The sequence below is a fragment of the Owenweeksia hongkongensis DSM 17368 genome, from assembly GCF_000236705.1.
Lineage (GTDB): Bacteria > Bacteroidota > Bacteroidia > Flavobacteriales > Schleiferiaceae > Owenweeksia > Owenweeksia hongkongensis.
Genome location: NC_016599.1, coordinates 1,867,831 through 1,894,449, shown reverse-complemented (window position 1 = coordinate 1,894,449; position 26,619 = coordinate 1,867,831). Strand labels below are relative to the sequence as shown.

26 protein-coding genes are annotated in these 26,619 nt (G+C 39.2%); 23 read left to right on the top strand and 3 right to left on the bottom strand.

Translation table 11 applies throughout. The annotated features are described in order from the left end of the window. Nucleotides 1-7: 7 nt before the first annotated feature. Nucleotides 8-1,081, bottom strand: a complete 1,074-nt coding sequence (locus OWEHO_RS08580) for an acyl-CoA reductase (protein WP_014202085.1) — start codon at nt 1,079-1,081, stop codon at nt 8-10. 44 nt (nt 1,082-1,125) lie between these two features. Between OWEHO_RS08580 and OWEHO_RS08575 the strand changes: the two genes are divergently transcribed. From OWEHO_RS08575 to OWEHO_RS08475, 21 genes are all read left to right on the top strand, one after another. Then, nucleotides 1,126-1,476 (top strand): 4Fe-4S binding protein, encoded by a 351-nt coding sequence (locus OWEHO_RS08575; RefSeq protein WP_014202084.1) that lies wholly within the window; start codon nt 1,126-1,128, stop codon nt 1,474-1,476. Nucleotides 1,477-1,515: 39 nt separating this feature from the next. Further along, the gene (locus OWEHO_RS08570) at nt 1,516-2,397 is read left to right on the top strand and encodes a hypothetical protein (RefSeq protein ID WP_014202083.1); all 882 of its coding nucleotides are present in this window, start codon (nt 1,516-1,518) and stop codon (nt 2,395-2,397) included. A 165-nt stretch (nt 2,398-2,562) separates the two neighbouring features. Beyond that, entirely contained in the window at nt 2,563-3,636 is a 1,074-nt protein-coding gene (gene serC / locus OWEHO_RS08565; protein ID WP_014202082.1) for a 3-phosphoserine/phosphohydroxythreonine transaminase, read from the top strand. A gap of 90 nt (nt 3,637-3,726) precedes the next feature. Continuing rightward, a complete protein-coding gene (locus OWEHO_RS08560; protein WP_014202081.1) occupies nt 3,727-4,680 on the top strand; it encodes an NAD(P)-dependent oxidoreductase in 954 nt (317 codons plus the stop codon). Nucleotides 4,681-4,838: 158 nt separating this feature from the next. Continuing rightward, entirely contained in the window at nt 4,839-5,486 is a 648-nt protein-coding gene (locus OWEHO_RS08555) for a sulfotransferase family 2 domain-containing protein (RefSeq protein WP_014202080.1), read from the top strand. 118 nt (nt 5,487-5,604) lie between these two features. Then, entirely contained in the window at nt 5,605-6,861 is a 1,257-nt protein-coding gene (locus OWEHO_RS08550) for a glycosyltransferase (RefSeq protein ID WP_014202079.1), read from the top strand. Then, the gene (locus OWEHO_RS08545; RefSeq protein WP_041627520.1) at nt 6,842-9,145 is read left to right on the top strand and encodes a glycosyltransferase; all 2,304 of its coding nucleotides are present in this window, start codon (nt 6,842-6,844) and stop codon (nt 9,143-9,145) included. Before OWEHO_RS08550 ends, OWEHO_RS08545 begins: the two co-directional genes overlap by 20 nt. After that, nucleotides 9,142-9,984: an ABC transporter permease gene (locus OWEHO_RS08540; RefSeq protein WP_014202077.1), complete on the top strand. Its 843-nt coding sequence runs from the start codon at nt 9,142-9,144 to the stop codon at nt 9,982-9,984. The genes OWEHO_RS08545 and OWEHO_RS08540 overlap by 4 nt, the downstream gene beginning before the upstream one ends. Continuing rightward, on the top strand, nt 9,977-10,759 hold the full coding sequence (locus tag OWEHO_RS08535) for an ABC transporter ATP-binding protein (RefSeq protein WP_143764557.1): 783 nt from the start codon (nt 9,977-9,979) through the stop codon (nt 10,757-10,759). Before OWEHO_RS08540 ends, OWEHO_RS08535 begins: the two co-directional genes overlap by 8 nt. A 7-nt stretch (nt 10,760-10,766) precedes the next feature. Beyond that, entirely contained in the window at nt 10,767-11,459 is a 693-nt protein-coding gene (locus OWEHO_RS08530) for a sulfotransferase family 2 domain-containing protein (protein WP_014202075.1), read from the top strand. Beyond that, a complete protein-coding gene (locus OWEHO_RS17865; RefSeq protein WP_014202074.1) occupies nt 11,456-13,546 on the top strand; it encodes a glycosyltransferase in 2,091 nt (696 codons plus the stop codon). The genes OWEHO_RS08530 and OWEHO_RS17865 overlap by 4 nt, the downstream gene beginning before the upstream one ends. Before the next feature lie 196 nt (nt 13,547-13,742). Next, a complete protein-coding gene (locus OWEHO_RS08520; protein ID WP_223252722.1) occupies nt 13,743-14,981 on the top strand; it encodes an MBOAT family O-acyltransferase in 1,239 nt (412 codons plus the stop codon). Between the two features lie 3 nt (nt 14,982-14,984). Continuing rightward, nucleotides 14,985-16,292 (top strand): alginate O-acetyltransferase AlgX-related protein, encoded by a 1,308-nt coding sequence (locus OWEHO_RS08515; RefSeq protein ID WP_014202072.1) that lies wholly within the window; start codon nt 14,985-14,987, stop codon nt 16,290-16,292. Nucleotides 16,293-16,298: 6 nt separating this feature from the next. Further along, nucleotides 16,299-17,717, top strand: coding sequence for an MBOAT family O-acyltransferase (locus OWEHO_RS08510; protein ID WP_014202071.1), 1,419 nt, complete (start codon nt 16,299-16,301; stop codon nt 17,715-17,717). After that, entirely contained in the window at nt 17,717-18,868 is a 1,152-nt protein-coding gene (locus OWEHO_RS08505) for a hypothetical protein (RefSeq protein WP_014202070.1), read from the top strand. Before OWEHO_RS08510 ends, OWEHO_RS08505 begins: the two co-directional genes overlap by 1 nt. Nucleotides 18,869-18,970: 102 nt before the next feature. Beyond that, nucleotides 18,971-19,732 carry a class I SAM-dependent methyltransferase gene (locus OWEHO_RS08500; protein WP_014202069.1) on the top strand — a complete coding sequence of 254 codons (762 nt, stop codon included), beginning with the start codon at nt 18,971-18,973 and terminating at the stop codon, nt 19,730-19,732. A 63-nt stretch (nt 19,733-19,795) separates the two neighbouring features. Further along, nucleotides 19,796-20,617: a hypothetical protein gene (locus OWEHO_RS08495; RefSeq protein ID WP_041627518.1), complete on the top strand. Its 822-nt coding sequence runs from the start codon at nt 19,796-19,798 to the stop codon at nt 20,615-20,617. A gap of 196 nt (nt 20,618-20,813) precedes the next feature. Beyond that, nucleotides 20,814-21,557 carry a LiaF transmembrane domain-containing protein gene (locus OWEHO_RS08490; RefSeq protein ID WP_014202068.1) on the top strand — a complete coding sequence of 248 codons (744 nt, stop codon included), beginning with the start codon at nt 20,814-20,816 and terminating at the stop codon, nt 21,555-21,557. A 117-nt stretch (nt 21,558-21,674) separates the two neighbouring features. Beyond that, nucleotides 21,675-22,715: a sensor histidine kinase gene (locus tag OWEHO_RS08485; RefSeq protein ID WP_014202067.1), complete on the top strand. Its 1,041-nt coding sequence runs from the start codon at nt 21,675-21,677 to the stop codon at nt 22,713-22,715. A gap of 41 nt (nt 22,716-22,756) precedes the next feature. Beyond that, on the top strand, nt 22,757-23,854 hold the full coding sequence (locus OWEHO_RS08480) for an acyloxyacyl hydrolase (RefSeq protein ID WP_014202066.1): 1,098 nt from the start codon (nt 22,757-22,759) through the stop codon (nt 23,852-23,854). A 5-nt stretch (nt 23,855-23,859) separates the two neighbouring features. Continuing rightward, nucleotides 23,860-24,600 carry a LytR/AlgR family response regulator transcription factor gene (locus OWEHO_RS08475; RefSeq protein ID WP_014202065.1) on the top strand — a complete coding sequence of 247 codons (741 nt, stop codon included), beginning with the start codon at nt 23,860-23,862 and terminating at the stop codon, nt 24,598-24,600. Between the two features lie 84 nt (nt 24,601-24,684). On the opposite strand, the gene OWEHO_RS17860 is transcribed toward OWEHO_RS08475, so the two are convergent. Next, nucleotides 24,685-25,197, bottom strand: a complete 513-nt coding sequence (locus tag OWEHO_RS17860) for a YdeI/OmpD-associated family protein (protein ID WP_052301110.1) — start codon at nt 25,195-25,197, stop codon at nt 24,685-24,687. A 97-nt stretch (nt 25,198-25,294) separates the two neighbouring features. Between OWEHO_RS17860 and OWEHO_RS08465 the strand changes: the two genes are divergently transcribed. After that, nucleotides 25,295-25,522 (top strand): hypothetical protein, encoded by a 228-nt coding sequence (locus OWEHO_RS08465; RefSeq protein ID WP_014202063.1) that lies wholly within the window; start codon nt 25,295-25,297, stop codon nt 25,520-25,522. Then, the gene (locus OWEHO_RS08460) at nt 25,519-25,812 is read left to right on the top strand and encodes a type II toxin-antitoxin system RelE/ParE family toxin (RefSeq protein ID WP_014202062.1); all 294 of its coding nucleotides are present in this window, start codon (nt 25,519-25,521) and stop codon (nt 25,810-25,812) included. Before OWEHO_RS08465 ends, OWEHO_RS08460 begins: the two co-directional genes overlap by 4 nt. Nucleotides 25,813-25,895: 83 nt before the next feature. Here the strand turns inward: OWEHO_RS08460 and OWEHO_RS08455 are convergent, their stop codons facing one another. Further along, complete coding sequence (locus tag OWEHO_RS08455) at nt 25,896-26,453, bottom strand: fasciclin domain-containing protein (protein WP_014202061.1); 558 nt, start codon at nt 26,451-26,453, stop codon at nt 25,896-25,898. Between the last annotated feature and the right edge of the window lie 166 nt (nt 26,454-26,619).

The following is a 26,619-nucleotide window of genomic DNA, read 5'->3' as shown; positions in this document are numbered from 1 at the left end:
TAAAATCTTATTGAACGCTTTGTAAAAAGCTCACGGTATCTACCTTGTCAGCATAATCCCAAAGATTAGGTTGCTGTGCTTCTCCCATGGTAATGGCATTGTTCACTTCTTTATCTTCAGATACAATGCACTGTAGTTGATTCTCCAACCCATCGAGCTTGTCATTTAGACTATCCAAATCAGAATACGTTTCGTGATACACGACCGCAGCAGGAGCATGTAGCGCTTCATTTTCTTTCAGAATAACAAAACCATTTTCTAAAAACTTATGCTGCTCCATCATAAAAATGGCACGGTTGTAATCGTAATTATTACCATATTTTTTGTTGTCTACCACATGACTAAAGTCAAAGAAGGCCTTGAAAATATTGTTGATATCATAGCCTTCCGGCAGAAAAAGCTTTGAAACATTGCGGCAGCCCAAACCGAAATAGCGGAACACATCCCAGCCTAATTCTTTCAGTTGTTCTGGAGTTTCATCTCCGGTAAGCACTGCTACAGAGGTTCTGTTTTTGCGAATCACATTTGGATATTTTCCAAAATAGTGGTCAAAATAGCGAGCAGAATTATCACTGCCGGTAGCAATCACCGCGTCAAATTCTTTCAGTTGGCCTGAAGCTAAATTGATAACTTCTGCAAAACGCTTGTCAATAGCTACAAGAATTTGAGCAAGAAACGGAAGCAATTTGTCATCGTCAGTGCTTGGCTTGGCTAGTACTTTATTTCCCGTAAGGAGAACGGTAAGAAAATCGTGAAAGCCTACCAATGGAATATTTCCTGCCATAATGATGGCGATAGTTTTTTGAGTTTTTGGCTCAAAAGCTTCTTTTGGGTATCTGCCAACCCAAGCTTCCAGATTATCTTGAGTAAGCGCATTGCTCCATTGCTGAAGTGCAAACTCTACATTATCCTTGGTAAACCAATTATTGTAAATTCCCGCTTCGGTAATGGTGTGGCGAAAGCCTTCCAAAAAGTAAGCATTGATTTTTTTGAGATCCTCATCAGGTCTTTCGTCCTGATACTGACTGATAAAACGCCCGAGTGTTTCAAATGCCGAAATACGTGCGGCTATATCCAACATACGCCCTTTCTATTTATTAAATTTGCGCAAAAGTAAGAATCAATATGGCTATTAAGATAACTGACGAATGTATTAATTGTGGAGCCTGCGAACCAGAGTGCCCCAATAATGCAATATATGAAGGTGCACAGGAGTGGCGCTTTAGCGAAGGCACTGACCTTAAAGGTAAAGTGGTGACCAAAAGTGGTGGTACTTATGACGCTGATGAAGCTCAGGAACCAGTGGATTATGATGTGTATTTTATTGTGACCGATAAGTGTACTGAGTGTATTGGTTTTCACGAAGAGCCTCAGTGTGCTGAGGTTTGCCCTGTAGATTGCTGTGTGCCTGATGAAGATAATGAGGAGAGCGATGATGAATTGATGGCCAAAAAGGAATTTTTGCACGTATCCTAAATAATATACTGGCACAAAATTTTCTCCGTTCATAGCTGCATGAAGTATTTCCTTTTCACACTTTTTACTTTGCCTTTTTTCTCCTTTGGTCAGGAAATAGCTTCCTCTCCGGAGAAATTTCTAGCTGAAACAGGAAAAGAGATTTTAGCAAATTCTGAATATGCCAAGCGGCAAGCAGCATGTGATACATTTTTGGCAGTTCTCAAAAACTATATTTCTACTGATGAGGGGTTTAATGATCCGCTGAAAAGCGTGACTAGCATGCTCCGGCTGGATTATGAGGATGAATTTAGAATCTACACCTGGCAAATGCCTGATGCAGATTTTAAGTATGTGAAGTATGGATTGGTTGCCGCTACTACCCGAAAAGGAATTGTGGTAACTGAACTGAATGATGGCAGTAGAATGCTGATGGAGCCTGAGTATAAAAATCTGAAACCAGATAATTGGTACGGAGCCATTTACTATAAATTAATTCCTGTAGGCAAAAAGAGAAATCCAACTTTTACCTTGCTTGGCTTTGCGCCAGATGAAACCCTCAACAAGAAAGTCATAGATGTGATTTCTATTGACAATCGTGGTCGCCCACGATTTGGTGATAAGGTGTTTCGTTTTGATGAATTCATGGACAAAACATATCGCAAGCCTCCGCAAAGAATTATTCTTAGCTACGGAGGAAAGTATGCAGCCTCCGTGCGCTGGAATGAAGACAAGGAGATGATAATAATGGACCACCTTTCGCCACCAGACTCAAAATTGAAAGGGGTGTATTCCACTTATGGTCCTGATATGAGCTATGATGCCTTGGTATGGGAAAAAGATTGGTGGCACCTAAAAACAGAGGTAAAGTTTGACAGCCGCCAAAATATACCCATAGTACCACCAAATAAGCCTACTGATTTGCCTCCTGGCAAAAAGTGATTTTAGGTTTCACAAACTTCTTGAAAGCCAATGTACATCCATTGTGGGAGTATTATAAAAATACCCTTCAAGATTAACCGCTCGTTAACTCATCTTAGTGACCTATTTTGTTAATTTTGCCAGCGATTTAAGCGACTACAAAATCTTAAATACCTAATAGATAATATGAAAGCACATAATTTTTCAGCAGGGCCATGTATTCTTCCGCCCGAAGTATTGCGTCAGGCATCAGAAGCAGTAATTAACTTTGATGGACTAAACTTATCATTGTTGGAAATCAGTCACCGAAGTAAAAATTTTGTGGCCGTAGTTGAAAAAACTCAAGCACTTATCAAAGATTTGCTTGATGTGCCTGCTGGGTATTCTGTACTGTTTGTACAGGGTGGTGCAAGCCTTGAGTTTGTGATGGTAGCCTTAAACCTTATGAAAAAAGATGGTGGAAAAGCTGCTTATACCGATACTGGTGCTTGGGCAGGAAAAGCCATTGAAGAAGCAAAACGCCAAGGTGAAGTTGTGGTGGTAGGTTCTTCTAAAGACAAGAACTACAACTTTATACCAAAAGGATATGAGGTGCCTGTCGGAATGGATTATTTTCACTGTACTTCAAACAATACTATTTATGGAACTCAAATGAAAGAGTTTCCAAAAGTGGACACGCTGATGGTATGCGATATGTCTTCTGACATTATGAGCCGCAAGGTAAATGTTGCAGATTTTGACCTTATTTACGCTGGAGCGCAGAAGAATATGGGGCCTGCAGGAGCTACTATAGTTATTGTAAAAGATGAAATTTTGGGTAAAACGGGACGTGATATTCCTGCTTACTTAAACTATAAGACTCACATTTCTAAAGAGTCAATGTTTAATACTCCACCAGTATTTTCAATCTATGTGATGATGCTTACCATGCAGTGGCTAAAAGACAATGGTGGTGTAGAATGGATTGAAGAAGTGAACCGTCAGAAAGCGGAATTGATTTATAATGAAATTGACCGTAACCCACTATTTAAGGGAACTGCTGAGGTAGAAGATCGTTCTACTATGAATGCATGTTTCTTGCTAAATGATGAGTCGCATACTGAAACATTTAATGAAATGTGGAAAGCTGCTGGCGTTAGCGGAATCAACGGTCACCGTAGTGTGGGTGGTTACAGGGCAAGTATGTACAATGCGCTTCCGCTGGAAAGCGTACAGGTACTTGTAGATGTAATGAAGGAATTGGAAAAGAAAGTAGGATAAAAGTTGAATAGTGGAATTGTTAATTGGTGAACAAGTTGATCTAATTAACCATTTTACAAATTGACTAATTAACAAGAAAAGATAAAAGAGATGAAAGTACTTGCAAACGATGGTATTTCAGCTGCTGGACAAAAGAGACTGGAAGAAGCCGGATTTGAAGTAGACACTACTACCGTTGCTCAAGAGCAATTGGGTAAATACATTAAGGAAAACAACGTGAGCGCTCTTTTGGTGCGTTCTGCTACCAAAGTTCGTCAGGATTTGATGGACGAACTTAATGGCCAGCTAAAGCTTATTGGCCGTGGTGGTGTAGGTATGGATAATATTGATGTGGAATATGCTCGCGGAAAAGGCATTCATGTAATCAATACTCCTGCAGCAAGTAGCCGCTCGGTAGCCGAGTTGGTGTTTGCTCACCTTTTCGGAATGGTGCGTTACCTTTTTGATTCTAATCAAAAAATGCCACTTGAAGGCGATACACAGTTTAAGGTATTGAAGAAAAACTATGCTGCGGGTATTGAGCTTAAAGGCAAGACTATCGGTATCATTGGTTTTGGTAGAATTGGTAGAGAAGTAGCTCGTATGGCTTACGGTCTTGGGATGAACATTACGGTGCATGACCATAACACTGAGGCTGTAGAATTGGAAATTCCATTTGCTGATGGACAAAGTCTTAAAACTAAAATTCAGCCAACGGATTTGAAAACCGTTTTGAATACTTCTGATTTTGTGACGGTTCACGTTTCTGGAGCTGGCAAAACTGTGATTGGCAAAAAAGAAATTGCCATGATGAAAGATCAGGCGGGTATTGTGAACACAGCTCGTGGTGGTGTGGTGAATGAAGTGGATCTAATCGCAGCACTAGAAGAAGGTAAACTTCGTTACGCAGCTTTGGATGTATTCGAAAATGAGCCAACTCCGGCCATGCAAGTTTTGATGAGCCCTTACACTTCGCTTACTCCACATATTGGTGCTGCCACTTTGGAAGCGCAAGATAGAATTGGTGAAGAACTAGCTGATCAGATTATTTCTCTTTTGAAGTAAAACTTAAGAGTCGGTAGACGGAAGTCAGAAGTCGGAAGACTGCTGGCACGTATTTATAAAATGAAACCCGTGGTGAGAGCTACGGGTTTTTTTGTGGTGATATGCAAAGAGTAGCTTCCTTGTAAAATTCGTAAAGTTGCAAATTCAATAAAGAGAGCATGGTAGAGCTTATATTTCTTCACCTTCCCAAAACAGGTGGGTCTTCCATTTTGGAGGTGCTTAAATACGTGTATGGTGAAGAGCATGTGCGACATTTTGAACGTGACGAATGTTTGGAGCTCAATAAACGTGGTCTGAAGATTTCGGAAGTGATAGCGCCAGAAGTAAAGGTCATTCATGGGCACATACGCTACCGGGAGGTAAAAGACATTGTAAAAAAAGATAAGCCAAAGCTTGTTACCTTTTTAAGAGAACCAGTTGCACGTGTTGTTTCAAATTATAATTGGTGGAAGTTTGATGTAAAATCAAACCCTGATCATCCAGCTTATGGCAGGAGGGATGAAAGTTTAGAACTTTACGTAAGTAGAAAAGAAACTCAGAATAAGATGAGCTACTTTTTGCGTGGATCTAAATTGAAAAGCTACTACTTTATAGGGCTGCTTGAGTCTTTTGATAGGGATATTCAAAAGCTTGCGGAAGTATTAAACTGGCCTGATGTACCGAGCTTTCATGAAAAAAACAGCAAACACTTTTCAAGCTCAAAACCAAAGCTGATTGAAGAGAAGTTACGAAAGAAGATCAGCAGACTCAATCACAAGGATTCTTCCTTATACAATCGGGTATTACGTTCTAAAACAGCCAAGTAAAACGGCTTATTTACGGCTTTATTTTATTTAAGGTCACTTTTTTTTGTGTTTGAATTCGTATCATTGCAATGTCGAACATTAAGAAATTAAGAAGGAATAGTTAACTCTAATCCTGATTTTGATACGAACCACACTGGAAACAGCGAGCAACATCTCATCATTTACCCAGTCAAATCCTTTGACAAGATCCTTGGTTATTTCCAAGGAAGGTTCATTACGAGCAGTTGAAAAATTAGACAGCAAGGTACAGGCAAAGCCAATTGCTATTGTACATGAGTGGCTGAGCACTAAAGCTGGTTCAGAAAAAGTTACCGAATCATTTATCAATTTGCTTCAAAACGTAGAAGTATATTCTACAGTGGACTTTATGTCTAAGCGCGATCGCAAAGCGATGATGGGTGATAGAGTTCCTAAAACAACATTCATTCAAAAGTTGCCTTTTGCCCGTAGGCATTTCAGATACTACTTGCCCATATTTCCTTTCGCAATTCGCTCTCATAAGTTAGCTGATCATTCTCTAATATTGTCAAGTTCTCATGCTTTTGCACATGGTGTAAAGTCGCGTCCTGGGCAGGTTCATATTTCTTATAGTCATACTCCCATGAGGTATATTTGGGATATGCAGGAGCTTTACTTGGAGTCTAATAATATCAATAAAGGCCCTTTAGCTTTGGCCAGCAGGCTGCTTACATACTTGCTTAGAAAGTGGGATGCACGGGTGTCTAGAAACGTTGATTACTATATTTCAAACTCTGGCTTTACGGCTCAGCGCATAAAAGATTTTTACGGAAGAGATGCCCATGTTATATATCCACCGGTAGAGGTAGAGAAGTATGAGGTGGAGGATGAAAAAGAAGATTTTTATGTGACTGCCTCTAGACTGGTATGTTATAAAAAAGTGGAGATGGTGGTAGAGGCATTCAATAAAATGCCGGATAAAAAGCTTGTAGTGATCGGAGATGGCAAGAGAAAGGAGTTAATCGAGAAAATTGCTGGACCAAACATTAAAATTCTATCTCACCTTAAATTTGATGAGTTTCACTGGTATATGCGCAAGGCTAAGGCCTTCGTGTTTGCTGGAAAAGAAGACTTTGGAATTACACTTGTAGAAGCCCAAGCTTGCGGTACTCCCGTAATTGCATTTGGCGAAGGTGGAGCTGCAGAAATTGTAAAAGACGGAGAAACTGGCTTGCTGTTTAAAGAGCAAACTCCTGAGTCTTTGATCGATTCTGTCAACGAGTTTGAGATTACACATAATGGTAAATTTTCGAGTACCGCTATCCGTAAAAATTCTGAGCGCTTTAGTTTGGATAGGTTTAATAAGGAGGTGCTAGCCTTCATCAATAGTTGTGTTAGTGAAAAGTCTACAAACTAGCGCTCGTATTAGTCAGTTTTCGTTTTATCTATTTTGCTCTTTCCCACTGCTTATTGATCTTCATCTTAAAGGCGCAGTGGCCATCACATTTCTGATTTTACAACTTTTTGTACTTACTCAAAAAAAAGCCAACTCCTATTCTTCTGGGATGTGGTTACCTGCGGTGCTTACTCTTCCATTTCTGTTTTATGTATTAAGTCTTACCTATAGTGATGATGTTGCTACTGGGTATAAATATGTAGAGCGCACAGTACTGCTAATTATGTTGCCTTGGCTGCTCTATTTAAACAGAGGGACCATATCAGCTTTTTCCTTTCGCAATACGCTGAGGTTTTTTGTTTTAATTACTACACTGCTCACAATTTATAGCCTTGGCAGTCTCTTTTGGCGAGGTACTTTTCAAAATGCCTATAGCGCTGGTGATGCGTACTATTGGATTAGGACAGAACTTGAGTTAGTAAGCGGTTTACATCCAACTTATTTTTCACTGATTTTAGCTTTGGGTTTGTTTACCACTTTGCATGAAATAAAGCAGAAAACTCTTGCTTCAAAAAAAATCATTTGGAGCTACTTAGTGGTGATTGTGCTTCTTTTCGGTCTATTAGTGGCTTCATCCAAAATGATTTTGATGAGCACATTCATTGGTGCAATAATAATCTATAGCGAGGGTCTTAGTCTAAAGGCTATTGCCTTGCGCTTCGGTCTGATAGCCTCGGTGATTTTAGTTTTTACAATTACAGTAAGGCCGTTGCGTGAAAGGGTAGAGACACTATATTACGCAGCTACCGAGTCTGGGGTAGAGCAAAATAATCCGGATAGCTTAAGAAAGGGTATTTATAAAAGTACCTATGAAGCCATATCAGAAAATATATGGTTTGGGACTGGAATTGGAGATTATCAAAATGCTTTGAGTGAAAAGTATAAAAAGTATGGGTATACAGTGGCCCGAGACAGGGTTTTTAATACTCATAACCAGTATCTCCAAATATGGCTTTCTGTGGGTGTTTTACCTTTATTTCTGTTTGTTCTTTCCATTGTTGCTCAGTTTTTTGTGGCTTATGTCTCCAAAAATTATTTGCACATAGCCTTTGTGGTAATGATGTCGCTAAGCTTTTTGACCGAAAATATTCTGGCTCGCCAAGACGGTATTTTTTTCTACTCTTTTTTTAGTGTGTTTTTCTGCCTGGCGGCTTGGTCTGGTTTTAAAGGAAGGATTTTTATCAATGGCCGTTTTCGAAGTCAAGCAATGTCAGGTGTTCAGCGCTTTGCTGATGAGGTGAGCCAATATTTGCTCAATCCAGAAAAGAACTTTACCCTTATAGTTTCAACCAAATCGGAGAATAGCCCAAGTCAAACCTCGGTGTCCTGGTTTGGGAGTCATGGAGTGATATGGGAGCAAGTTGTATTACCAATTTACCTTAGGTTGTTGGGGTCTCCATTATTATTGAATTTTTGCAATAGCGCACCTTTACTTTACAAAAATCAAATTGTGACAATACATGATTTAGCTTTTGTCAAAAGCCCATCATGGTTTGCAGAGCGATTTGTAAAGTGGTATTCGTATTTGATTCCTAAGATTGTAAAAAGAAGTAGACATATCCTTACGGTAAGTGATTTTTCCAAAACCGAAATTGTTAAAGAGCTTAATATCCCAAAAGAAAAAATAAGTGTTTGCTATAACGGGGTGCCTTCATTCTTAAAAGAAAAAAGTGTGGAGCCTAATCACATTGACGGAGATTACGTACTTACCGTAGGTTCTATCTCGGAAAGAAAGAACCAAGCCGTGATTTTAAAAGCCTTTCTTGAGAAGGATGATAGCAATCTTAAGTTGGTGGTTGCAGGAGGTGTTAATGAGGAGGTATTTGGCAGTCAACAAGGTCTGCTTGATAAAGTTAAGGAAGCTCCTAATATCATATTTATAGAACACCCTACAGATGATCAGCTAGAAGCATTGTACAAGCACTCGGTTTTTACTATTTATCTTCCGCATTATGAAGGGTTTGGTTTACCGGTATTGGAGTCTTTGGCATGTGGTACGCCTGTGCTTGTTTCTGATATTGCGGTCTTTAGAGAGTTGTTTTCGCCTTACGTGGAATTTCACAATACCGATAATAATACTCATATTCGCGGCAAAATTTTGGACTTATATTCTGCTTCCTTAGATTGGAAAAAACGCCTGCCGGGTGTTGAGGTTTTGGAAGAGCAATACTCTTATAAGAAGTCAGCTGAAAAAATTGAAGGGTTGGCGCAGCGCCTAATGGTCAGTATAAAAAACGAGAAATGAAAGTAGCTTACGAAAGCACTGCAACATCCGTGGGTTTTTTCCGCTTTTGGCAAGATAGGTTTAAGGCTGTGGCAAGAAACCGTCAGTTGATAAAGCAGCTACTCTTTTTGAGCCTTACTGAGCAGTATAAAAAAACCTTGCTAGGCAGTATTTGGCTTGTAATAAATCCAATTTTGAGTATTCTGATTTGGTTGATCATGAATTACTCTGGGATCTATCAGCCTGGCGAGACAACCATTCCCTACGTTGGCTATCTGTTGCTGAGCATGTCTATATGGTTGTTTTTTGTTAGTTTTTTTAAGCACCTCGCTACAGGTGTAACAGAGTCGGGTAGAATGTTGATGGAAGCACCATTTGAGATGGAAGCAAAGCTTGTCGAAAAAGTTCTGCTCAATATTGTCAATTTTGCCATTCCATTGACCATAAATATGGTAGTACTAATTATTATGGGGGTGAGTTTTGGCTGGTCTTCCCTTTGGTTCTTGCCTACTTTAATTCCATTGATGTTGTTGGGCATTTCAATTGGTGTTTTCTTTTCACTTATTGAGGTTGTGTTCAATGATATATACCTTATTGTAAATCAAGGAATGAACGTATTAATGTTTTTGACCCCGGTAGTTTATACCACCAAGGTTAACAGTGAATTTTTACAAACAATAATTTATTACAATCCACTTACCTACCTCATTAGTATTCCAAGGGACTTACTTATTGGGGCTCCTATTGAAGATTGGTCAGGCTATTGGGTGTCTTCAGGTTTTGCCCTTTTGGTGTTTGTCTTTGTGATGCACTTTTTTTTTAACTCAGTTTACAAAATTGTAGAGCGAATTTTTGAATAAGTATATGAAGGATGAAGCTATAGTTGAGGTGAATGGGGTTTATAAGAAGTTTTGTACCAACTTAAAACTGAATATGCTTTATGGTTTACAGGATATTTTTCGGTTCAATAATAGTACAGATTTACCACCCTTGCGAAGAAAGGAATTTTGGGCACTACAGGATGTGAATCTAAACATTCACAGGGGTGAGGTAGTAGGTGTGTTGGGAATGAATGGAGCTGGAAAAACTACCCTTATTAGAACTATAATGGGAGCCTTTCCTCCAACGCATGGAAGCATAAAAGTGAATGGAAGAATTACAACAGTATTTGAACGTGCACGAGCTTTTCAAAAATTTTATAGTGGTGTAGAGAATATTAGGGTAAAGTGCGCTTTGTTTGGAATGCCCACAGAAGAGATTGACGCTCGCTTGGGTGATATCCTCCGTTTTGCGGGAGTAAAAAAGTTTGCAGACGCGCCCTTTGGCTCTTATTCGGCCGGAATGAGGGCTCGTATCAACTTTGCGGTAGCCATTTTTGCACGGCCTGATTTACTTATTATAGATGAGGGACTTGCCGTGAGTGATGTTCACTTTCGTAAAAAATGCATGGATACCTTACATTCTATTCGTGAGGATACAGGGGTTTTGCTAGTGTCACATAATATGGAGCAGTTTGAGGAGCTAGCAACTCGCCTCGTGATTATGGAAAAAGGAAGGATCATTGGTGAAACTGATGATATTGCCTACGGCATAAAACAGGTTATGGATAAGAAGGGAAAAACCAAGATTAAATAGGAGCGATTTGAAGTTGGATGGCCAAAATATTGAGTTAGTTTCTTTGCATATTCCTAAAACGGCCGGAACATCTTTTCGTACTATTTTGGAAGAGTCTTTCGGCAGAAGGAGCGTTGTTCGTTTTGATATTTACAAATCTGGTGAAGTATATCTTAAGGATAAGCCGATAAAAGGAACCAGTTTAGGACGAAAGACCCGAGTGATACATGGTCATTTTTCGTATCAGGATTTTGTTGATAGGGTAGATTATGACCCTAATGTCCCCATGGTTACCTGGCTCAGGCATCCCCTCCAAAGAACATTATCTAATTATTACTTTCTAAATAAGATAATAGCGGATAGGCTAAAAGAAAGGCCGGAGGAGAACCTTATGAAGAGGATGGGGCGCAGCTTAATGGAGTTTGTCGCTCAGGAGGAGAATCGAAATATAATGAGTCGGTTTTTAGAAGGGGCCGATTTAAAGCAGTTCAAGTTTGTAGGGATACAGGATGATTTCAAAGAAGAGTTAGTACGCTTTGAAAAAGCAATGGGATGGAAAGGAGTGGTAAATAGAGTGCATAACGCTACCAATGCAAATCGGGAAAGCTTGACAGCTGAAGATCGAGCTTTCATTTTGGAAGTGAATAAAAAGGATATGGAACTGTATCAGGAAGCGTTGAGAATTAGAGATCAAAACCAAAATAAAGGAGAACTTCTATGATTTGGTTGAGTTCTTTCCCCCGATCTGGAAACACTTTTTTCAGAAACGTACTTTTTGAGGTATATGGTCTTGAGTCCAGTTCTTTTTATGAAAATGTAGGCGAACCCGTCAACTACATGGACTTCCCTTTTGTAAAAACGCACATGCGACCTCATGAATTACAGCCTTTGGATTTGAATATTCCTGCGGTTCACTTGGTGAGAGATGGAAGAGATGCATTGGTGTCTATGGCTCATCAGCGTAAAGACATTTATGAACCTGATTCCGATTTTAGAGAAAATTTTTTAGAAGCCTTAGTTGCAGCAGAGGAAAGCTACTTTGGCGGATGGAGCTTAAATGTAGAAGATTGGCTGAGCAGGGCAGATGTACTCATAAGGTTTGAGGATCTTATTGAGAATCCTATAGCACAATTAGAGCGACTAAGGTCAATTTATGAATTGCCCGAACCTAATGTAGAGAAGTTACCCGGTTTTAAGGATTTGAAATTTGGGGCACCTCAATATGGACGTGGGAAGCGTGTAGCTGGAAATGAACAGGAGGAACTGGAAATTGTAAGGAAGTCTTTTAGAAAAGGCAAGGCTTATGGGTGGAAGGAAGAGTTGGATCGAGAACTGCAAAATATTTTTTGGAGCTACCATCGCAATATGATGGACCGACTTGGATACACTCGCGAAGGTGGAATAAGGAAGCTAAACCCGGATTTTGATTATCAGATAATTAAGTTACTTGGTGATGAAACACCTTTGGCTGAAGAAAAATACCGCGTACTCATAGAGGCCAATAAACTCTTGATGCATCAAAATGATGGTGTAAAAAGATATCTTCTTGAGTTGTTGAAAGCACTTTATCCTGTTACGCAAAATGAAAACTCACGCTGGCAAATTGATATTTTTCTTAAAGGACGCGTGTATTCGTTAAAAGATTACGGAGAGCGCCTTTTTGATTCAAAAAAGAACGAAAATCATTATAATCGATATACTCGCATCTCAAAGTCTATTCGAGAGGTTTTGAAACTACTAGTGCCAAAAGCCTACAGAGATACATCTACTAAGTATGTAAAAAAGGTAATGATGAAGGTGGGGCTCAAATTTGCTAAAAGCATGGCTCGAACGAGGTATGCTTTTGAGCGAATGAAATCAGGTAAAGAGACTGCTCGTGAAAACTTTGAAGCTCAAATTGGCAGCGTAGAGCTTGGTGTTTATGATTTAGTTCATGTGCCACTTCCTCAGCATTATGAGCCCTTTAAAGGAACACAAAACAACTACTTGGTAACCCTGCATGATCTTACGCATAGATTATTTGAGGAGTACCATACTTCAAGCAATATTCAGGTTGCAGAAAAGGGAATGCAGTTTTTTCTAGATCAAAAAGCAGATTTTCTCTGTATTTCTGAAACGACCAAGAAAGATTTATTATCACAGGAAAATATTGAAGAGAATAGAACTCATATTGTTTATGAAGCGGCAGATAATCAAAAATTCAGACCAAATTTAAATAGTAACAAGGGCCTGTTTGTGAGAACCGTATATGGTATTCCTCAGTCGCCATTTTTATTTACGCTTTCCACTTTGGAGCCGCGTAAAAATTTGATGAATACAATTCGAGCATTTGATGAATTATTGGATGAGTATCCAGAAATGGATGTGAACCTGGTAATAGGAGGAAAGAATGGCTGGAAGTCTAAGGATGTTCTTCAATTAAAACATAAAAAGAGAATAATCTTTACTGGATTCATTGACGAAAATGACTTACCCATTCTTTATAATGAAGCTATGGCTCTTTGCTACGTTTCACACTATGAAGGATTTGGATTGCCTCCACTGGAAGCAATGTCTTGCAAAACGCCAGTTATTTTTGGTGATAATAGCTCCATGAAAGAGATTTTTGAAGGATATGGCTTGGCGGCCAAATCTGATGAAGTAGCTTCTATAAAGGAGCAAATGAAAAAGATACTTTTGGATAAGAACCTCAGAGAAGAGCTAAGGGAGAAGTCTATCGAGCGCTCTTTCGATTTTTCTTGGCGACAAACCGCGATTGAAACTTTAGGGGTGTATGAAAAGACAATAACTAAAACGAATAAAGGCTGACGGAATGGTATTTACGAGCATTCTCTTTTTGCTGGTTTTTCTGCCGTTTTTTTTATTGGCTTATCATTTGGCTCCTGTGTCAAAGCGAAATATTGTAGCGCTGGTAGGCAGCTTAATATTTTATATGTGGGGAGCACCCATGTTTTTTTGGCTGTTGATTGTATTATTGGTGGGCAATTTTTACATCGTTCGATCCATGGATACAAGTCTACAGCCAAAGCTTAGAAAAGCACTGTTAGTTGTATCCCTTTCAATAAATCTTGGTGTATTAGCTTATTTTAAGTATGCCAACTTTTTTGTTGAAAATGTAAATAGCATTTTTAAGGAGTTGGGTTTGCAACCAATGCAATGGATGGAGGTGGCATTACCAATTGGGATATCATTCTTCACCTTCCAGTCCATCACGTACACTCTGGATGTGTATTGGAAAAAGCATTCGCTATTAGATCGGATATGGGACTACTTGCTGTATATATTGCTTTTTCCCCAGCTTATTGCAGGTCCTATTATTCGCTTCAATACCATTGCAGATGAAATTAAGGATAGAAAGCAAAATTATACCACCGATTATAAGCTCAGTGGTCTTTACATCTTCATAATTGGTTTAGCAAAAAAGGTACTGATTGCTAATCAGATTGGTGAGCAGGTTGATGTAATTTTTGGGCATGATGGAGATGTGTCACGATATGCAAGCTGGGTTGGTATTATAGCTTATTCTATGCAAATTTACTTTGACTTTGCAGGCTATTCCGATATGGCAATTGGTTTGGGAAAAATGTTAGGTTTTAATTTTCCTGAAAATTTTAAAAGCCCATACACCTCCAAAAGTATCACCGAGTTTTGGAGAAGGTGGCATATTACTCTTGGAGCCTTTATGAGAGATTACCTGTACATTCCTTTGGGAGGTAGCCGAAGCAGCAGTGCATCAAGAGTATATTTTAATCTTATCGTGGTATTCCTGCTTTCTGGACTATGGCATGGTGCTTCTTGGAATTTTGTGATTTGGGGAGCATGGCATGGGGTGTTTTTAATTATCGAACGTGCTTTTTTATTGAGGTGGTTTAAAGTGGTTCCCAAATTTATTCAGTTAGCGTATTGCTATTTTGTAGTATTGATTGGGTGGGTTTTTTTTAGAGCCGATACTTTGCCTGAAGCCATGCGATATTTGGGAAATATGTTTGGGGTGAATCAAGGCTTGGTTCCGTTTGCAGATCTTCCCGAGTTTAGTTTTTACTTCTTTCTGGCGATAGCTATATTTTTCGCTTTTATTACACTGACGAGAGCCGGGAAAACCTTGGAAAACTTTTTCTTCAACACCAAATTTACAGCCAAGCAATACATGTATTTGTCACCGATGTACTTCGTTTTGCTAATCTTGTCCATTAGCTATATTGGGGCATCTGGCTTTAATCCTTTCATTTACTTTAGATTTTAACCTATGAGAAAGGAAGGTATAAAAAGATGGATTCTCGGCTTCTTTATGGTCATTATCACTTATCCTATTATAGAGACCTTTATTCCTGTCAGACTAGCTGGGCAAGTCAATAGGGCTGATCTTACCAGTAACTTGTTGCCGTTTAATGCTGAAACATGGTTTAGTGGAGATTTTCAGTCAACCTTTGAACGCTACATGAATGATAACATTGGGCTGTTTCCTTTATTTATTCGTATTCACAATCAAATAGAATATACCCTTTTTGGAAACACTTATACCGGAAATGTGGTGGAAGGCAAAGAGGGATATCTATATGAACAGATTTACATAGATTCCTATTTTGGTGAAGACTTTAAAGGATTGAGTGTGATTGAAAAAAACACGGCTCAACTTAAGGAATTACAGGATAAACTTGAAAGTAAAGGGCAGTATTTAATGTTTTGTCTTGCAGCGGGTAAGAGCACTTATTTTCCGGAGTATTTGCCTTACTCTCAAGAAAAGGACTCAACAAACTATGAGTATTACTCGAAAGAGTTTGTAAAGCAAGGTGTTAATCACATTAATGCGAATCCTTGGTTTTTAAAAATGAAGGATAGCTTAGGCTATCTTTTATATCCTCAGTATGGTATACATTGGAGCCACTATGGAGCTATGCTGGTAACGGATAGTATTGTTAAGTATATGGAAAAAGGAACAGGCTGGGATTTACCAAACATGGCTATAACACAATTAAACTACAGTCCTGTGGCTCGGTATTATGACAATGACATTGCCCATTCATTGAATCTTTTCTATGAAGTACAACCTGAGCCAATGATATATCCCGATTTTGAATGGCGTGGTGAAAAAGGAGATAAACCTAGAAAGTTGCTAATAATAGGAGATAGCTTTACCTGGGATATATTTGAGAACTCTAGGATTGGTGAGGAATGCTTTCATAATGTCCAGTTTTGGTTTTACAACCAAACGGTTCACAGGGATGTAAAGACTGAAGGAAGCGAAAACAATGGTTTGCCAACATTGACAAGACATCTGGATTTTTACAAAATCATGCAGGAGTACGATGCCTTTTTGATAGTTTCAAACGAGCCAAACCTGAGTAGTTTTGGATGGGGTTTTGCAAAAGACGCCTTGAGTATTTTAGAAGACCCAAACTATAGACCTCGCGAAAGAAATAATGAATATCTAAGAGATCAGGCCAAAAACAAAAAAGAGTGGCGAGAGGCCCTAACTCACCAAGCGAAAGAAAGAGATATTACTCTTGATTCCATGATCAACATTTACCTTCATGACCCCAATTACACACCTTAAGCATAGATGAAGTTTAATTCCGTTGAGTTTTTCGTTTTTCTGGCAATAGTATTTGGATTACTATGGAGGTTTAGTAAATCCCTTCGCTGGAATAACATCCTACTACTAGTAGCGAGTTATGTATTCTATGGCTGGTGGGATTATCGCTTTCTGTTTTTGATGTTTGCCAGCTCATTAGTTGATTATTTGGTGGGTTACTTTTTGCCGGGTTCAAATCGGAAAAAACTACTCATGGGTATTAGTTTGGGTGTCAATCTTGGTTTGTTGATGTTCTTCAAGTATTTCAATTTTTTCATCAACTCGGCAGAAGACCTTATGCATGGTTTGGGGTATGATTCCCACTTTCAGGTGTTGAATATTATCCTTCCCGTTGGGATTAGTTTTTACACATTTCAAACCCTTAGCTATTCTCTTGATGTGTACAAGGGAAAGCTCAAACCTCAAAAGAATTTCATAGCATTTTTAAATTATGTGAGCTTTTTTCCTCAGTTGGTGGCTGGACCAATTGAGCGGGCAGCTGTCTTTTTGCCTCAATTTCTAAAACCTCGAGTTTTTGATTACAACCAAGCTGTACTGGGTATGCGGCTGCTTTTGTATGGCATTTTCAAAAAAATGGTGATAGCCGATAATGTTGGATTGAGAGTAGATGAGATTTTTTCAAACCCTTCAGACAGAAGTGGTGCCGAGTTGATTTTTGGTATATCCTTGTTTTTTGTGCAGCTATATTCTGATTTTTCGGCATACACAGATATTGCCCGAGGAGTGGCGAAAATGCTTGGCTTCGAGTTGATGCGAAATTTCAGAACGCCATTATTTGCTAAAAGTATACCCGAGTTTTGGGCTAGATGGCATATCTCACTTACAACTTGGTTCCGCGATTATTTGTTTTTGTGGCTGGCTGGCCTTAACCGAAAAAGTACATTATGGCGAATTGTAGCCACGGTAATTCTCTTTTTTGTGATTGGTTTTTGGCACGGAGCCAATTATACCTTTGCCGTGTTTGGGATACTTAATGGATTGTATTTTATTCCAAGAATTTTGAGTCGTAAAAGCAGAGGTATGCGTGATGTACTTTCTATATTAAACAATCACCCTTTCTGGAGCAGTGTGTCTAGGCTGTTTACTTTCTCACTGATTTGCTTTACCGGAGTGTTATTTAGGTCAGAAAATATAGAGCATGCATGGAGTTATTATGAAGGAATGTTTACCAATAACTTTTTAGGGATAAATGAGTTTACCTATCAGGGTATTGCAATAGCCACAGGTTTTATGGTTTTTGAATGGTTTACCCGTCATAAGCCTCATCCATTTGATCTGGAAGATTATCCAACCTGGCTTAGAAGAACACTTTATGTTTTACTCATTTTAGCCGTATTCCTGTTTGGCTATTTCGGAAAGGAACCCTTTTATTATTTCCAGTTCTAATGAAAAAGTTTCTACAAAAAACATGGGTTTATGTCATAGTGGTACTGCTATATGTAGCTTTAGGCGAGTACTTTTTGATCCGTATTCAAGAAGTTACACCCATAGAAAAGGTAGCGGAAATACAGTCTACCTCAAAGCGTGAGCTGTACTATGGTCGTCAGGTACTGGGGAACTCTTTGAGTACCTACAAGTATGCAATATTTGAGAGAGTACAGCCCAAGAAAGTATTGGTATTGGGGCAGTCCGTTACTCTTCAGTTTCGCGACTTTTTGTTTGAGCCCTATGAGGATGAGTTTTACAATACAGGCCTGATGGCACGCAATATCGGAGACCTCAATCATGTGGCAGACCTATTTGAGAGCGGAGAGATTCAAAAACCTGAGTTTATTTTTCTTGGTCTGGATTTATCCTTTGTGCTGAAGCATACTGTTTTGGATAAAACCAGATGGATACAAGATATGCCAGATGATAAGGCTTTGCGAGCCAAATCTCATTTGCAGGGAATGCAAAAACTTATGCTAAACGCTAGATTACGAGCTAAGCCTGAGGGTGAAATAGGCTTCGGAAAGGCTGGAATGGAGGGGCGTGGATATAGAAACGATGGTACTTATAGGCACAAACCTGAAATTGAAAAATATATTCAAGACTCAACATATTATGATGGTGAGTTACTACAAAAACTTAAAGAGCGTAGGTTGCCATTTGTGGAGCCATTTGAATATGATGATGTAAAGGCTGAAAGGGTGCTGATAACTCTTGAGCGCTTTAAAAATATGGGTACTGAGTTGCTAATCTATGTTCCTGCCTATTCAGATTTCTTTTTTAATGAAGCTATAAAGGATAGCATGTTTGCCGGTTTTTGGCAAGATTTCATGCAGTTTCAGCAGGTGTTGGTGGATAAAAATTATGAGGTGATCATTTTCACAACACCTTCTGGTATTGGTCTTACCGACAATTATATGGTGGACGCTGAGCATCCAAGCGAAGTAATGTCTGCCATCCAACTGCGAAATTATGTTCGAGATAGAAAAGAAAGTGGTGGACTACTTGAGCAACTTACATTTCGCACGGTTGACTCTTTGCTGAATAACAACCACACCATCCCAATTTCATTTTTAAAGGATTCGATAAGCCAATCCCTGAAGGATTAAGCAAGCCATAGTACTTCCTTACCACATACCTTTGAGAATACTACTTTTGTAATGCACTTATGTGATTTATAACCCTGCACGGCTCCTTAATATTAAATGCGAATGGCAACAATAAACTCCAATAAAGCCTGGAATGCTTACGGTAAGAAAGACCCCTATTACGGTGTATTGACACATGAGGAGTTTAAGGATGAAAACTTGAATGATGAAAATCTTCAGAAGTTTTTTGATACGGGTAAAAAGTATGTCAACCATCTTTTTGAAATAATCGAAAAACATATAGTAAAGGATTTTAAGCCATCCAATATTTTGGATTTTGGCTGTGGCACTGGGCGCTTGTCTATACCGTTGGCACAACGGGGAAAGCATGTGGTAGGTATGGATATTTCTCCAGATATGCTTGAGGAGGGCAGAAAAAATGCTGATAAATTTGGCGTGAACAATATTGAGTTTGTGGTTTCTGATGATTCGATGTCAGCTCTAGGCGAGCAAAAATTTGATTTTATAAACTCATACATAGTGTTGCAGCACATGAACCTTGATAGGGGAATGCAGATCATTAAAAGAATGCTTCAAATCCTTGAACCTGGAGGGGTTGGTGCCTTACAAGTTGCGTATTTGAATAAGAAACCTAGAGAAAAGCGTTTTGCTGCATTTTTTCGCTACAGAGTTCCATTGGTAAATAACATACTAAATGTGATGGCAGGAGCCCCGTTTAATAGACCATTGATGCAGATGAATTCTTATGACATGAATGAAGTAATGGGTTTGATGCAGGAAAATGGGGTGCGGTCCTCACAATTCCTTTTTGAAAAACATGGTGAATTCTGGAGTGTAATGATGGTTTTTCAGAAGCCAGTGTAGCTGATGTGTAATAACAGTTCTTTACAGGGTATATTCGCCTTTTGTTTTAAATCGATGAGATTCATGAAGTTTTCATTTTTAGCATGCTCGCTATTTTTTGGCAGTATTTTGTTTGGGCAAATTATTACTCCGGCATACGTTATATCCAACGGTAGTAATGGTATAAAAAGCGTATCGGAGGAAGAGCGTACAGAGTTTAGGGACTTTAGGCTTAGTAAAAATACACGCTATAATAAACAAGGCTTTCCTGTTTGGGTGACGGAGTTTACCATTAATCATGAGATGATATCTACTCGATACGATTATATGATTAACGAGGATGACTCTATTATAACGGTCACTAAATCCACACAATTATTATCCTTAGAAAAACCAGAAGACGAGGTTAAGGAAATTTATAACTACCAGTTTTCAAATGGAAGTTTATGGGAGTCAAAACCAGTAGAAGGAAATGAAACGGTGACGGATTACAAACAGTTTCAATATGACGAAAATTGGAACCTGATAGCCATGAATGAAGTAAAGGTAATTGGAGCCGATACAAATGTGGTGAAGCGACATAGGTATTCTGTACAAACAGATGTTTTTCACAGACTTATAAGCACCAGCTACTCAGATGTAGGGACCCGCACAGATTATTATTATGGTAGTGAGGGTATGCTTCTAAGCAAAGCGATAATTGATGGCTCATCTAAACGCACCACCACGCATAGGGTTTATAATGAGGATGGTTTAGTAGAACTTACCATGGAAGTAATAAACCGTGGCGGAAATCTAATGGGTATTAAGCGTTATAGTTATAGAACCTATCGAAAAGGAAAACCTAGCATTTTTGAAAAATGGATGCCCGTGCAGCATGCCGAAAGTGTGATGCAGGAAAGGTGAGCAGAGTAGAGAATAGAAATAGATATTAGCTCTATATTTCCAACTTCCTACTCCTAACTAGCTTTCTCCACCCCCGCGTTTCCACCATTCACCGCCTTTTTATATTTCGCTTACCGCAATACCCTTTTGTATAGAGGGGGGCACTTATACTTTTGGTGTATCAATTAATTATAACCTAATCTAAAATTATATACACATGAGCCCAGAAGTGCAAAACAACAGAAGTAAAAAAGGAATAGTTACCGGAGTGGTAATTATTGGTTTTGGAGTAGTCCTATTACTTCGCAAAATGGATATTATCATTCCTGATTGGATTTTTAGCTGGCAAACGCTTCTTATTTTTATTGGTCTTATGATAGGGATCAGTAGCGATTTTCGCAAGCCAGCATCTTGGATTTTGATGGGGCTTGGTACCGTCTTCCTTATCAACGATATGTTCTACATCCCATTTCAAATCCGTGAATTTTTCTGGCCTGTTGCCATCATAGTAGTTGGTTTGATAGTAATTGTTCGCCCCAAAGGGAGACGTAAACAATGGAGCTCTGAAAGCTATAATGGAGATTATGTAAAAAAGGATACGAGCGGTTTTGATGCGGACAGGTCTAACCGCCTTGATAGTGTGTCCGTCTTTAATGGTAGTAAAAAACGAATCATAGCAAAGGATTTTCAGGGAGGAGAAACCGTGACCATTTTTGGAGGTACAGAAATTAATCTTCTGCAAGCTGACTTTGAGAATACCATTACGATAGATTGTGTGGCCATTTTTGGAGGACTGAAACTTATAGTTCCACCAAACTGGGAAATACAAAACAATGTTACCGGTGTAATGGGGGGTGTAGAAGATAAGCGTATATCTGCGGTAGAAGTTGTTCCAGACAATAAAAGGCTGATTCTTACCGGAGCCGTAGTATTTGGAGGGATGGACATTGTGAGCTATTAAAGTGAGCAAATAGTCAACAGGCAGTGGGAAGTTGACTTTATCGATTTTGAACTCCCGTTTCCCGACTCCCGACTTTTGCTTAATTCCAATTACATTAGCGTGCAAAACCCGGTAACCTTGGTCATAAACCCTTTAGCGTATCGCAAAAATACCCTGATACTCCTGCTTTGCCTGTTGGCTTTGGCGGGAGTTCAGTCTTATGGTATGTTTCGTTACTACGGCATTCCAATGGGCACTGGGTCTATTGATGCCGTCATTAGCTGGTTTTTTGTGGGCGCTTTAGTTTTTTTTACCACTAATACCTTGTCCTATTATCACCCTTCACGGGGAAAGGGACTTTACGTACTAATGTTGCCCTTAGTGCTGGCTTACCTTTGGCTCAAGCTTACCGATGTTCTCATTTTGGCCATTATTAATGATGCAGATTATATTTTATTCTTTGATTCAAGTGCCTTCTATCGCTTTTCGGTTTGCTATCTCATTTTAGCAGGAACAACTCTCTTTAGTTTTATTTGGTACCAACTGGGTGAAAAGGAAGGAGAGCAAAGACGTAAGGAAGAAACTGAGCGAATGGCGAAGGAGGCCGAGCTTTTTAAACTTCGTCAGCAGTTGCAACCACACTTTTTGTTTAATAGCTTAAACTCCATAAACTCACTGATAGGAAGCCGTCCGCAGGAAGCACGCACCATGGTGCAGCAGCTTTCTGATTTTTTAAGGGGCACACTTAAGCGGGAAGATCAACGGTTTATCACACTTGGCGAAGAGTTGGATTATTTGAAGCTGTACCTTGATATTGAGCAGGTTCGATTTGGTCATCGTCTAAAGGTGGAAATAGATTGCGAAGAAGAATATCTAAGTTGGAAATTGCCTCCGCTTATTCTTCAGCCCATCATGGAAAACGCCATAAAGTTTGGACTCTATGGCACCACTGAAAATTTGGTAATAACTTTTGCTTGTAAAGCGGAAGATAATATCTTACTGCTCACAATTAATAACCCCTACGATTCTGACATGCAACCTCCTAAAGGCACAGGCTTTGGCCTTCGCTCTGTAAAAAGACGATTATATCTGCTTTATACCCGCACGGACTTACTGGAAATGAGTGGCGATGACGGACAGTTTATAGTTCGCCTCAAAGTGCCAATGGTAAATGTATAGAAGGCTTGAATTGTTTTTTTACAAAATATCATGCTTTTTATGTGTTTGTCGTGCTTGCGTCATTTGCCTTTAAGGTAAAGGCTCAACCACTGAACTACCGTTTTGTAGAAGTGAAAGGGCACACGGGTATTCACATGTATTCAGGAGATGATCTCAATCCTTTTTTAGAAAAAGGCTATGGAGCCTACGAGTTTAGGTTTGGATGGCAAATGGACGGCAGTAAAGGATGGGAGCATAACTACAGGTACCCGTCTTTTGGCTTGGGCTGGTATAGCGGTTTTGTAGGAAGCCCCACCGTGATTGGTAATCCTAATGCTTTTTTTGGATTTGCGAGTTTTCCACTATCCAAGTTAAAACGTCATGTGTGGATATCGGAGGCAGGTCTGGGATTAGCGTATAACTTGCGTAAATATGATCCTGTAAAAAACCCACTGAATGATGCAATTGGTACATCCTTGGCTCTATATTATAACTATAGTTTTGGTGGTCGGTTTGCAATAAACCGTGAAATGGATCTACTATATGCTGTGGATGTTACCCATATAAGTAATGGCCGAATGGCTCAACCAAACCATGGACTTAATATGGTAGGTGTAAACCTTGGAATGAGGTATCATTTTAATAAATTACAAAGGAAAAACAACCCTGGACATAAGCCAGACAAGCTGTGGGACGTAAGACCTAGCTATGACAAACAGCTAGATGAAAACCTTCGTGATTATAAAGAGAGCAATTTCTTGATTCACTTAGCGGGTGGCTTTAGCCAAAACTTAAAGGACAAAAACACTAATGTTAAATACTTTGACGCAACCTCAATGGTGGAGTTCCAAAAGTTTTTTCATTTTAAACATGCGGCAGTGGTGGGCCTAGATTTCTTTTATGATGGAAATATGCTTGGTTTTGATGAAGATCCTTATGAAGTGGGTTATCATGTAGGATATGATTACAAAATATGGCGATGCACCATACGTATGCAGGTAGGTAGCTATATATATGCACCAGATATGAAAGGAGCATTCTTTATGCGGCCCGCTGGGAAGTATGATATTAATGATCGCTGGTTTGCCCAACTAGGACTAAAAACAAGAGCCGGTATAGCAGCCGACTGGTTGGAGTGGGGAATTGGAGTTAGACTATAATTAATATGAAAAAAATTAAAGCACTTTTAATTGACGATGAACCTCTGGCTTGTGATTTGGTGCAAGAGTATCTTCAAGATTATGCAGAGGTAGAAATAGTGGGCCGTTGCCATGATGGTTTTGAAGGACTGAAAGCTATTAATGAGCATCAGCCTGACCTTGTTTTTTTGGATGTTCAAATGCCAAAAATCAGTGGTTTTGAAATGCTCGAACTTTTGGATGAACCGCCAGCCATAATTTTTGCCACAGCATTTGATGAGTATGCCATCAAAGCTTTTGAGCAAAATGCTGTGGATTATTTGTTGAAACCATTTTCTAAAGAGCGCTTCGATAAAGCACTTCAAAAGTTTCTTGCCCGCCAAGGCGCCTCACCTGAAAATGTAAAAAAAGTAGTGGAAGAAGCCGTTCAAACTACTGACCAAAATAGAGTTGTAATAAAGGATGGCGCTAAGATTCGTATCATTCCTGTAAAAGATATTATTCGCCTGGAGGCGGATGATGACTATGTAAAAATATTTACGGCTCAGGGAAACTTCATGAAGAAGAAGACCTTGACGCATTTTGAAAAAACATTGACCCAAGATGTTTTTGTGCGAGTTCATCGTTCACACTTGATAAACATTTCACACATCTCAAGGATAGACCCTTATGAGAAAAATAGTCATGTGGCTTTGTTAAAAGATAACACCCGGGTGCCTGTTAGTAGAAGTGGGTATCAGGTTTTAAAGGGAGTGCTCAATTTGTAGGCATTGCTTACTCATTCCAGACGAAGCACAGCGGAGATCTGGAATCTTTATGTAAGATTCCGTCTCTACGGTCAGAATGAAGTTCTACCCCTGACGATGCGTCCCAGCCGAAATTATTCCTTGTTTCAAATTATCAATAAGCTTGAGCGAACGCTTGATGCGCGTGTCCACCGTTTTGGCAGAAACGATGTAATGAAGAAAGCTTCTTTGTAAGCCCGGTTTTAATTCTCTAAAAGCTTTATCGCCTTCAGGATCCTGGCGCATCACTTCGGCTAGCTCTTCCGGCATTTCAAAACCAAACTCTGTTTCGTCTATTTCCAAATAAAGGGATAGCTCTAGGTCAGGGTTTATTTTGGCTTGCTTCAAAGTGGATTTACCTAAAGCAATGCGTGTTTCCCCATTTTTAGTTCGCTTCAAAGCGCGATGTAGTTTGGCCCCGTTTTCCAAATACATGATTACTCTCACTTGATTGCTTTCGCCTAAAAGTGCATCAGCAATTTCAAAAGGAATATCCATGTGGGGGTAATGAAACATTCCGCCCTTTTCGGAGGGTGTAAGAAAGGTTTTGAACTTGGGCGATTTTTTGGAGCTAAGCATTCTTTGAGTTTAGGATGAGCAAGGTAAAGAATGTGGTGTCAGACAAACAAATGGAAAAAGAGGAATAAATTTACCTTTGTAAGAATAGATTATCATTATGGATATTAAATCGGTAAAGCTAGAGTTGATGGAGCGTTTGCTTTTAACTGAGAGCGAGGAACTTTTGGAGAAAATTCAAAGTATTTTTTCGGATGAGAAAGACTTTGCGTTAAGCGATGTAGCCAAAAGAGAGCTGGACTTAAGAAAACAACGATACCTTAATGAAGAGGGAGCTTCTTATAGTTGGGATGAAGTGAAAGCCAAAGCACAAAATTCCAAAAAATGAAATATTCCCTGAAAGTAAGGGGAGAAGCATCGATTGAAATTGTTGATGCTTATAATTGGTATGAAGACAAGAAGGACGGTTTAGGTGAAGATTTTCTGAAGGAACTTGAAAGGACATTCAAAGTTTTGAGCAAGCAACCAAGAATTTTTCAGAAAAAATATAAGTCTTTTCGGAGTGTCAGGTTAGGTAAATTTCCCTTTGCTGTATTTTATGAAATTGACGGAAACACTATTGTAGTGTATAGCGTGTTCCATTCTAGCAGAGAACCGCTGAGCTGGAGAGCCAAGTAAGTTGATTTTCATTTAATATTCTTTATAAAAAAAGCGATGCACCTTTCGGTACACCGCTCTCACATTAGTTAAGCTGAATGTTATTAAGGCATAAGCACCTTGTCCACTACATGGATTACTCCATTACTTTGGTAAACATCAGCGATAGTCACGGTGGCAACATTTCCTTTGGTGTCTTGCACCATTACTTTGCCATCCTTGCTCATTAGGTTTAACATTTCACCTTGTACGGTTTTTACTTCGGCTTTACCACCACCATCTTTTATGGCTTTCATTACGCCTTTTGCATCCCACTTTCCGGCTACTACATGGTAGGTAAGCACAGAGGTAAGCATCTTTTTGTTTTCAGGCTTTAGCAAATTGTCTACGGTACCTTTTGGCAGCTTTTCAAAAGCTTTGTTGGTAGGGGCAAATACTGTGAATGGTCCTTCACCTTGAAGTGTTTCTACAAGTCCTGCAGCCTTTACAGCAGCTACCAATGTTGTGTGGTCTTCAGAGTTTACGGCATTTTCAATAATGTTTTTCTTTGGGCTCATTTCGGCACCTCCCACCATCGGGTTCTTTTGTGCTAAACCAGAGGTAGCAAAAGAGAAGAATATTGCGGCAGCACCTAGGCTTTTTATTAAAATTGACTTTTTCATATTTTTTGAATTAAAATTGATTGTTTTACATCAGCACTTACGAGCTCTTGTGGGGAATGAGATTGGGGTGTTTGAATAAAACATTTTAAAACGCACGTTTTCAGTACTTTAAAATCAATATGTTGAATTTTGTGAATTTCACTTTGAGGTTTTTCGCATCTTTAGT

What these genes read in the sequence shown, in the direction of transcription:
- OWEHO_RS08475 (WP_014202065.1), top strand. Translation starts at nt 23,860, where the DNA reads ATGAAAAAAATTAAAGCACTTTTAATTGACGATGAACCTCTGGCTTGT.
- OWEHO_RS08495 (WP_041627518.1), top strand. Translation starts at nt 19,796, where the DNA reads ATGAAGTTTTCATTTTTAGCATGCTCGCTATTTTTTGGCAGTATTTTG.
- serC (WP_014202082.1), top strand. Translation starts at nt 2,563, where the DNA reads ATGAAAGCACATAATTTTTCAGCAGGGCCATGTATTCTTCCGCCCGAA.
- OWEHO_RS08555 (WP_014202080.1), top strand. Translation starts at nt 4,839, where the DNA reads ATGGTAGAGCTTATATTTCTTCACCTTCCCAAAACAGGTGGGTCTTCC.
- OWEHO_RS08500 (WP_014202069.1), top strand. Translation starts at nt 18,971, where the DNA reads ATGGCAACAATAAACTCCAATAAAGCCTGGAATGCTTACGGTAAGAAA.
- OWEHO_RS17865 (WP_014202074.1), top strand. Translation starts at nt 11,456, where the DNA reads ATGATTTGGTTGAGTTCTTTCCCCCGATCTGGAAACACTTTTTTCAGA.
- OWEHO_RS08465 (WP_014202063.1), top strand. Translation starts at nt 25,295, where the DNA reads ATGGATATTAAATCGGTAAAGCTAGAGTTGATGGAGCGTTTGCTTTTA.
- OWEHO_RS08460 (WP_014202062.1), top strand. Translation starts at nt 25,519, where the DNA reads ATGAAATATTCCCTGAAAGTAAGGGGAGAAGCATCGATTGAAATTGTT.
- OWEHO_RS08510 (WP_014202071.1), top strand. Translation starts at nt 16,299, where the DNA reads ATGAAGTTTAATTCCGTTGAGTTTTTCGTTTTTCTGGCAATAGTATTT.
- OWEHO_RS08560 (WP_014202081.1), top strand. Translation starts at nt 3,727, where the DNA reads ATGAAAGTACTTGCAAACGATGGTATTTCAGCTGCTGGACAAAAGAGA.
- OWEHO_RS08490 (WP_014202068.1), top strand. Translation starts at nt 20,814, where the DNA reads ATGAGCCCAGAAGTGCAAAACAACAGAAGTAAAAAAGGAATAGTTACC.
- OWEHO_RS08575 (WP_014202084.1), top strand. Translation starts at nt 1,126, where the DNA reads ATGGCTATTAAGATAACTGACGAATGTATTAATTGTGGAGCCTGCGAA.
- OWEHO_RS08570 (WP_014202083.1), top strand. Translation starts at nt 1,516, where the DNA reads ATGAAGTATTTCCTTTTCACACTTTTTACTTTGCCTTTTTTCTCCTTT.
- OWEHO_RS08540 (WP_014202077.1), top strand. Translation starts at nt 9,142, where the DNA reads ATGAAAGTAGCTTACGAAAGCACTGCAACATCCGTGGGTTTTTTCCGC.
- OWEHO_RS08515 (WP_014202072.1), top strand. Translation starts at nt 14,985, where the DNA reads ATGAGAAAGGAAGGTATAAAAAGATGGATTCTCGGCTTCTTTATGGTC.
- OWEHO_RS17860 (WP_052301110.1), bottom strand. Translation starts at nt 25,197, where the DNA reads ATGCTTAGCTCCAAAAAATCGCCCAAGTTCAAAACCTTTCTTACACCC.
- OWEHO_RS08580 (WP_014202085.1), bottom strand. Translation starts at nt 1,081, where the DNA reads ATGTTGGATATAGCCGCACGTATTTCGGCATTTGAAACACTCGGGCGT.
- OWEHO_RS08520 (WP_223252722.1), top strand. Translation starts at nt 13,743, where the DNA reads ATGGATACAAGTCTACAGCCAAAGCTTAGAAAAGCACTGTTAGTTGTA.
- OWEHO_RS08505 (WP_014202070.1), top strand. Translation starts at nt 17,717, where the DNA reads ATGAAAAAGTTTCTACAAAAAACATGGGTTTATGTCATAGTGGTACTG.
- OWEHO_RS08455 (WP_014202061.1), bottom strand. Translation starts at nt 26,453, where the DNA reads ATGAAAAAGTCAATTTTAATAAAAAGCCTAGGTGCTGCCGCAATATTC.